Annotated in this window: 9 protein-coding genes; all 9 read left to right on the top strand. The window is 27.3% G+C overall.

Translation table 11 applies throughout. The features are described from left to right. The first annotated feature begins 268 nt into the window (after positions 1-268). The 9 genes from ACRC28_RS03495 (at position 269) to ACRC28_RS03455 (ending at position 8,006) form a co-directional block, all read left to right on the top strand. Positions 269-1,072, top strand: a complete 804-nt coding sequence (locus ACRC28_RS03495) for a sigma-E processing peptidase SpoIIGA (protein ID WP_438542068.1) — start codon at positions 269-271, stop codon at positions 1,070-1,072. A gap of 9 nt (positions 1,073-1,081) precedes the next feature. Then, positions 1,082-1,888, top strand: a complete 807-nt coding sequence (sigE, locus tag ACRC28_RS03490; RefSeq protein WP_438542067.1) for an RNA polymerase sporulation sigma factor SigE — start codon at positions 1,082-1,084, stop codon at positions 1,886-1,888. A gap of 81 nt (positions 1,889-1,969) precedes the next feature. After that, positions 1,970-2,743: an RNA polymerase sporulation sigma factor SigG gene (gene sigG / locus ACRC28_RS03485; protein WP_438542066.1), complete on the top strand. Its 774-nt coding sequence runs from the start codon at positions 1,970-1,972 to the stop codon at positions 2,741-2,743. A 91-nt stretch (positions 2,744-2,834) separates the two neighbouring features. After that, on the top strand, positions 2,835-3,113 hold the full coding sequence (locus ACRC28_RS03480; RefSeq protein ID WP_438542065.1) for a YlmC/YmxH family sporulation protein: 279 nt from the start codon (positions 2,835-2,837) through the stop codon (positions 3,111-3,113). A gap of 89 nt (positions 3,114-3,202) precedes the next feature. Beyond that, positions 3,203-3,655, top strand: a complete 453-nt coding sequence (gene nrdR / locus ACRC28_RS03475) for a transcriptional regulator NrdR (protein WP_438542064.1) — start codon at positions 3,203-3,205, stop codon at positions 3,653-3,655. A gap of 176 nt (positions 3,656-3,831) precedes the next feature. Beyond that, positions 3,832-4,560 (top strand): peptidoglycan editing factor PgeF, encoded by a 729-nt coding sequence (gene pgeF / locus ACRC28_RS03470; RefSeq protein WP_438542063.1) that lies wholly within the window; start codon positions 3,832-3,834, stop codon positions 4,558-4,560. A gap of 13 nt (positions 4,561-4,573) precedes the next feature. Continuing rightward, positions 4,574-5,269, top strand: coding sequence for a response regulator transcription factor (locus ACRC28_RS03465; RefSeq protein WP_438542062.1), 696 nt, complete (start codon positions 4,574-4,576; stop codon positions 5,267-5,269). Then, positions 5,270-6,946 carry an ATP-binding protein gene (locus ACRC28_RS03460; RefSeq protein WP_438542061.1) on the top strand — a complete coding sequence of 559 codons (1,677 nt, stop codon included), beginning with the start codon at positions 5,270-5,272 and terminating at the stop codon, positions 6,944-6,946. A 187-nt stretch (positions 6,947-7,133) separates the two neighbouring features. After that, positions 7,134-8,006, top strand: a complete 873-nt coding sequence (locus ACRC28_RS03455) for a phosphate ABC transporter substrate-binding protein (RefSeq protein WP_438542060.1) — start codon at positions 7,134-7,136, stop codon at positions 8,004-8,006. Positions 8,007-8,016: the final 10 nt, after the last annotated feature.

The following is an 8,016-nucleotide window of genomic DNA, read 5'->3' as shown; positions in this document are numbered from 1 at the left end:
TTTATTTATTCTCATTAATATAAAATCCTTTCTAATTAAATCTATATAGAAATATATAGGTTCTTTTAAAATTATAGCATAATATATATAAATTTTATTTGTATAAAAAAATTGGGGATTTAAAAGATAAAAATATTTTAAATATTAAACATGAGGTTAAATAGGTTATTATGTAAAAAAAAAAAGAAAGAAATTTTTAAATAAGATATAATTTATGACAAAATTTTAAGAGGGTTAGTTATATAATTCTATAAGAGGGGGAAAGCTTATGAAATTATATTTAGATGTCTTAGTAATAGAAAATTTTATAGTGAATTTATTTATTATAATTATAACATTTAGGGTCTTAAAATATGAATATTCATTTAAAAAGGCATTATGTATAAGTTTTTTAGGCGGTCTTTATAGCCTGTGTATGGTCTTAGAGAGCTTAAGCTTTTTAAAAGCAATTTATATACAAATTATAGTAGCTTTTTTAATGATATATATACCAAGTGCAAAAAGGGAAGGAAGAAGATTGATTAAAAGTTTTGTATCTTTTATGGCTATCTCATTTTTGTTAAGTGGCCTACTATTTAAGTTTATTATAAGTACACAAAAATATACATTAATTGATGGAGTTATAATAAAAGATTTTAATGTTAAATATTTAATATTAGGTGTTTGTATAGTCTATATAGGATTAGACAGGGTAACAACTTTAATTAGAGAAAGAAATATTGTTTCAAATTTTATATATGAAATGAAGATTGAAATAAATAATAAAGAAATAAGTATAAGAGGCTTCTTAGACTCTGGAAATGAGCTAAGAGAACCAGTAACAAATTTACCTTGTATTTTAATTGAAAAAAATAAGTTGCAAGATATAAGTGTAAATAGAAATGAAATGTATAAAATTCCATATAAAGCAATTGGATACTCAGGAGGCTTGTATGGGTTTAAGGTAAAGAAGATAAAGATACTTAAAGATGGGGACTTATGGAGAGAAATAGAGGGCATAGTATGCCCTTGTGATGATAAATTAAGTAAAGATGATGAGTTTAATGGACTAATATCAAGAGGGGTTATATAAGGAGGAATTATGAAAAATATAGATAGGGTGGAGTTTGAAGAATATAAGATGAAGGCAATTCATTTATTAAAAGAAGATTCAGGGATAAAGATTGATGAAAAAAGAAATGGATTTAATTTTAATGTAATTTTGAATAAGTTAGTAAATATATTTGGAGCAAAAGGGGGAAACTTACATTATGTTGGAGGGAGTGATGCTTTACCACCACCACTTTCTAAGGATGAAGAAGAAGAGCTTTTAGAAAAGCTTGGAAGTGGAGAAGAGAATGTAAGAAGTACATTAATTGAAAGAAATCTAAGATTAGTAGTGTATATAGCAAGAAAGTTTGAAAATACAGGTGTGTATGTAGAAGATTTAATCTCAGTTGGAACAATTGGACTAATTAAGGCTGTAAATACATTTAACACAGAAAAAAAAATAAAGCTTGCAACATATGCATCAAGATGTATTGAGAATGAAATTCTAATGTATCTTAGAAGAAATAGTAAAATAAAAGCAGAGATTTCTTTCTACGAGCCTTTAAACATTGATTGGGATGGAAATGAATTATTATTATCCGATATTTTAGGAACAGAAAATGATACTGTATACAATATGATAGAAGATGAAGTAGATAAGCAATTATTGTTTATTGCATTAACAAATTTAAATGAAAGAGAAAAAGAAATAGTTAAATTAAGATTTGGGCTTAATGGAATAGAAGAAAAAACACAAAAAGAGGTTGCAGATATGCTAGGAATATCACAATCATATATATCAAGACTAGAGAAAAAAATAATAAGTAGATTAAAAAAAGAAATTAGTAAGATGGTTTAAAGTTTGTCTTTAGTATAAAAGTTAACTCTATCGGAAATAATGTTTATTATGGTGATATTACTTCTAAAGGAGTTGACAAAATTGATAATTAATAAAGTTGAGATATGTGGTGTAAATACTGCTAAACTACCGGTATTAAAAGAGAAAGAGAAAAGAGAACTTCTACAAAATATGCAAAATGGAGATCCTAATGCAAGAGAAACATTCATAAAAGGGAATTTAAGACTAGTTTTAAGTGTAATACAAAGATTTAATAATAGAGGGGAAAATGTAGATGATTTGTTTCAGGTTGGTTGTATAGGGCTTATGAAAGCAATAGATAACTTTGACTTATCACAAAATGTTAAATTTTCTACATATGCTGTACCTATGATAATCGGAGAAATTAGACGTTATTTAAGAGATAACAACTCAATAAGAGTAAGTAGATCTTTACGTGATATTGCATATAAAGCACTTTTAGTTAGGGATAGATTAATAAAAGAAAATAATAAGGAACCAAATATATCACAGATATCAAAAGAACTAAACATTCCAAGAGAAGAGGTTGTTTTTGCATTAGATGCGATACAAGACCCTGTTTCCTTATTTGAACCAATATATCATGATGGTGGAGATGCTATATATGTAATGGATCAAATAAGTGATGTTAAAAATACTGATGAAACATGGCTTGAAAATATTTCGATAAATGAGGCAATGAAAAAGCTAACTGACAGAGAAAAGCTTATTTTAAATTTAAGATTTTTCAGAGGAAGAACACAGATGGAAGTTGCTGATGAAATAGGAATATCTCAAGCACAAGTATCAAGACTTGAAAAAACTGCATTAAAGCATATGAGAAAACATATATAAAAGAACTCTAAGAGAGTTCTTTTTTCTTTTTTATTGCATAAAATATAGAAGGGAATTTTAAATTTTTTTATAAAAAGAGGGGGAAGAAAAAATGGAAGAAAATTTACATTCAATTAATTCTATGAGGAGTATGGAGGTAATTGAAATAACAACAGGGCAAAGACTTGGAATGATTTCAGATATAAAAATAGATTGTGAAAATGATAAAGTTGAAGCTTTGATATTACCAGGAGAAACTAAAGGATGGTTTCAAAGAGAAGATGAAATTGAAATTCCATGGGAAAATGTTAAAAAAATAGGAGTGGATGTTATATTAGTTTCCTTAGAAAATTTAAACATTATGAATATGGAAAATACAAGATATAGATAAGAAAAGAGATAAATCTAGTCAGAATAGATAAAAATATGTATAATAAGACTAAAGAATTAAAAAATCTACAGAAAGGTAGTGAATAAATTATGAGATGTCCTTTTTGTTCTTATAATGAAAGTAAGGTTGTAGATTCAAGATCAACAGATGATAATTCTACGATTAGAAGAAGAAGAGAATGCACAAGTTGTGGCAAGAGATATACTACATATGAAAAAATTGAAGATATTCCAATGTTAGTTGTAAAGAAAGATTCAACACGAGAAAACTTCAATAAAGAAAAAATAGTAAATGGTCTTATAATAGCATGCCAAAAAAGACCAGTATCAAGAGATCAAATTGAAAAAATAGCTATTGATATAGAAAAGAGAATCTCTAATAAAATGATAACAGAAATACAATCAGAGCGCATAGGCGAAATGGTTATGGAAATGTTAAAAGAGATTGATGAGATTTCATATGTTCGATTTGCATCGGTGTATAGACAGTTTAAAGATATAAACACTTTTATGGAAGAGATAAACAATTTAATTAAAGAGTAAACAAAGCACTCATTACTTGAGTGCTTTTTTGTTAAAAATACTTAACCTTTTTTATATAGATAAACTGTTAATAAAATGCTAAAATTATAAATGAGATTAAATTTTATGAGAAGAATTTTAGATTACTGAATATTAGTAAAAAATATATACTTGAGGAAAGTGTATTAGGAGGAAGTATGATAAATTTAAGAATAGAAGATTTAGAAAGAAAAAAAGATTGTTTAATATTAAAAAAGGGCAATATAATAATTGGTTTTTCTACAGCAGAAGAGGAAAGAAGCTTTAATAGGAATACAGAAGAAGGAATAGAGTGCTTAAATAATTTAAAAGATGAATTTGAATGTGAAGAAATTTTTTATTTAAAGCAAATACATTCGGACATAGTGTATGTTTGTAATAAAGAAGAAGATTTCAATGAACAAGAAGGAGATGGAATAATAACAGCTGAAAAAAATGCTATGATAGGAGTTTTTACAGCAGACTGTGTTCCTATAATTATAAAAAGTGGAGATGTTATAGCAGCAATACATAGTGGGTGGAAGGGAACTATAAAGGGGATTGTATATGAAACCCTTTTAAAAATAGAAGAAAACTTTGGAATGATAAAAGAAGAGGTGGAAGTATATATAGGACCACACATAAAGAAGTGTTGTTATGAAATATCAGAAGAACTTAAGGAAAAATTCTTAGTAGAAACTAATATAGTGGAAAAAGAATTATTTGATGGAAGAAACTTAAGTATGGAAAAAGTTATAGAGAGAGATTGTCTTAAATTTGGAGTAAAAGAAAATAAGATATTTAATTTAGATTTATGTACATATTGTACAGATGAAATAAAATTACATTCATATAGAAAATCAAGTGGTGCTTATGGAAGATTATTCTCATTTGCAATCATAAAATAAGGGGGATACAATTTTGTCTAAGGAAAAGGTATTAATAGTAGATGATGAGGAAAACATATTAGAACTTTTAAGATTTAATTTTAAAAATGAGGGGTATGAAGTTTATACAGCAAATAATGGAGAAGATGCCTTAAAGCTTGCAAAGGAAATAAAGCCAAATTTAATGCTTTTAGATTTAATGATTCCTAAGATAGATGGATTAGATGTTTGTAAACAAATAAAAAGAGATGAAGACCTAATAGATACATCTATAATAATGGTTACTGCTAAAGGTGAGGAGTTAGATAAAATACTAGGATTAGAACTTGGAGCTGATGATTATATAACAAAACCATTTTCAGTAAGAGAACTTTTAGCTAGAGTAAAGGCTGTCCTTAGAAGAAGTGGAAGAAAAGAAGTTGGCTTTGAAGAAGTTTATGATAATGGAAGAATAAAAATAGATTATTTTAGACGTGAAGTTATTATAGATAATGAAAAAGTAGAATTTACATTAAAGGAATTTGAAGTTTTAGAGTTTTTAGTAAAAAATAAAGGGCGAATTTTAAATAGAGAAACTATTCTAGATAAAATTTGGGGATATGAATTTATTGGCGATACAAGAACTATAGATGTCCATATAAGATACATAAGAAAAAAAATTGAGGAAGATGATAAAAATCCAAAGTTAATTCAAACAATAAGAGGCCTTGGATATAGGTTTAATGGATAAATGAAGAAAAAGATTTTAACATCAGTAATAATAACTGTTATATTTGCACTTGCAATAATAACAACATCATTTTTCGCATTAGTTAGTATGCAAGAAGTTAGTAATACAAAAGATATACTAGCTAATTATAATCTTATAATGTCAAAATGGACAACTATGGATAAGGCAAATGTAGATTTATTTAAAGTAAATAACAATATAATAAGCGTAACTGTTTGTAATTCAGATGGAAAAGTTTTATTTGATAATAAGACATCTAATGAAAAAGTGAATTTTAGAAATAGGGAATATATTAATATGGGGGCTGGAGACACTGGATTTTATGAAGGGTACAGTCCTTACTATAATAATGATATGATATTTGCAACATTAAAATTAGATGATGGAAATATTATAAGAAGTGGTGTTCCTATAGGAAGCTTAGAAATATTGCATACAAAAGATATTAGTTATTATCTTTTAGTTTTAGCAATTGTATTAGCTTTATCTATTGCATTAGCGTTAAAGCTTGTAAGGATAATAATAGACCCAATAAAAAATTTAGACTATGTTTCATCTAAAATAGCAAATGGAGATTTACAAACAAGAATAGAGGTTATATCTAATGATGAACTAGGGCATTTAGGAAGAAGCTTTAACAATATGGCAGAGCAACTTCAAGGAAAGATAAATGAAGTTGTGGACAAGCAAACAAAGTTAGAATCAATTTTAAGAAGTATGCAAAGTGGAGTTATAGCTTTAGGGAAAAAAGAAGAAGTTATTTTAATTAATCCTTATGCAAAGAAAATATTAGGGATAAATGAAAATGTTGTAGGAAGTAAAATAAAAGATATTATAGATATAGAGTTATATGATAAGCTTGTTTTAGAAGAATATGAAAAAGAAAAAGAGGTAAAAATAAAAAATCCTATTAGAAAGATAGTGAGGGTAAAGAAAAGCTCTATTATGAATGCATATGATAAAATCGGGTTAGTAATATCGATACAAGATATTACTGAAATGAAAAGGCTTGAAAATATGAGAAGTCAATTCGTTGCAAATGTATCTCATGAGCTTAAAACACCATTAACATCAATAAAAGGATTTGCAGAAACATTAAAATATGTTGAAGATGCTGAAACAAAGGAAAAATTCTTAAATATTATTGATAAAGAATCAGATAGATTAAGAATTTTAATAGATGATATATTGATACTTTCTAATTTAGAAAGTAGAAGCAGTGAGGATTTGGTGGAATTTTATCCAGATGAAGTAATTGAAGACTCAATGCAATTGCTTAATGAACATGGAAAGAAAAAAGATATAAAGCTAGAATATATAAGTGAAAATAGTGAAAAAATATTGGGTCATAAAGATAAGTTTCTACAGATAGTAATAAACTTAGTTGAAAATGGTATAAAATACTCGGATACAGAAAAAACTTTAAAAATAAAAAGTTATACAGAAGGAGAATATTATATTCTAAAAGTTATAGACAATGGATATGGAATACCAAAAGAAGACCTGCCAAGGATTTTTGAAAGGTTCTATAGAGTAGATAAATCAAGAAAAGGAAATGGAACAGGACTTGGGCTTGCCATTGTAAAACATATATCAAAAAGCTTCGGTGGAGATATTTTTGTAGAATCAGAATATGGAAAAGGATCAACATTTATATTTAAAGTAAAGCATATATAATATTTATGAAGAAGAGGTAGTTTTTAAAAGACTGCCTCTTCTTTTCTATTTAAAAATAGTTTTGTTAAAATTTTTTAACTTAGAGATAATATTAGCTTAATTTAAAGATAATATGAGTTTAATATTGATGGAATATTATATAGACATAGGGACAAGAAAAGAAAATTAAAAAAAGGGGATATATAAAATGAAAAAAAGAAATTTGAGATTATTATGTTTAGCAGGAGTTTTAACATTATCAGTAGGAGCCTTTTTAGGGTGTGGTGCAAAAACTGAAGGAGAAGGAAAAAAAAGTATAACAATTAGTGGATCGTCAGCAATGCTTCCTTTAATGGAAACTTCAATTGAGAAATATGGACAAGAGAACTCAGAAGTAGTTATAAATGCGCAAGCAGGAGGATCAGGAACAGGGCTTTCGCAAGTGCTAGAAGGAACAGTTAATATAGGAAATTCAGATGTATTTGCTGAAAAGAAGTTAGATGAAAAAGATGCAAAAGAGTTAGTAGATCATAAAGTAGTAGCACAAGGGTTTGCAGTAGTTGCAAGTAAAGAAGCTGGAGTTACAAATTTAACTAAGGCACAAATTAAAGATATATTCTCAGGAAAGGTTAAAAATTGGAAAGAGGTTGGTGGAAAAGATTCTGAAATAATGGTTATTCACAGACCAGAATCATCAGGAACAAGAGCAACCTTCACAGAAACAATATTAGATGGAGATAAAGAAATAGAAAATGATTCAATAGGGGCAACTCAAGATAGTAATGGAGCAGTTTTAAATACAATGAAAAATCACCCAGGAAGTATAAGTTATGTAGCAATGACATATATGAAAACTGATGAAGCAAAAAATGCACTTCAATTAGTTTCAATTGATGGAGTTGAGCCAACAAGCGATAATATCAAAGCTGGAAAATATAAGTTCTGGTCATGGGGACACATGTATACAAAAGGAGAAGCAACACCAGAAGTAAAAGAATTTATTGATTTTGTTGGCGGAGAAAAGAATGCAGATACTATAGAAGAGTTAGGACTTATACAAGGTAGTGAAATAAAAGAATAATAGGTGAGGT

The organism is Clostridium sp., from assembly GCF_051650885.1.
GTDB lineage: Bacteria > Bacillota > Clostridia > Clostridiales > Clostridiaceae > Clostridium.
Note: the sequence above shows the minus strand (reverse complement) of the source record. Positions and strands in the feature narration are given on the sequence as shown.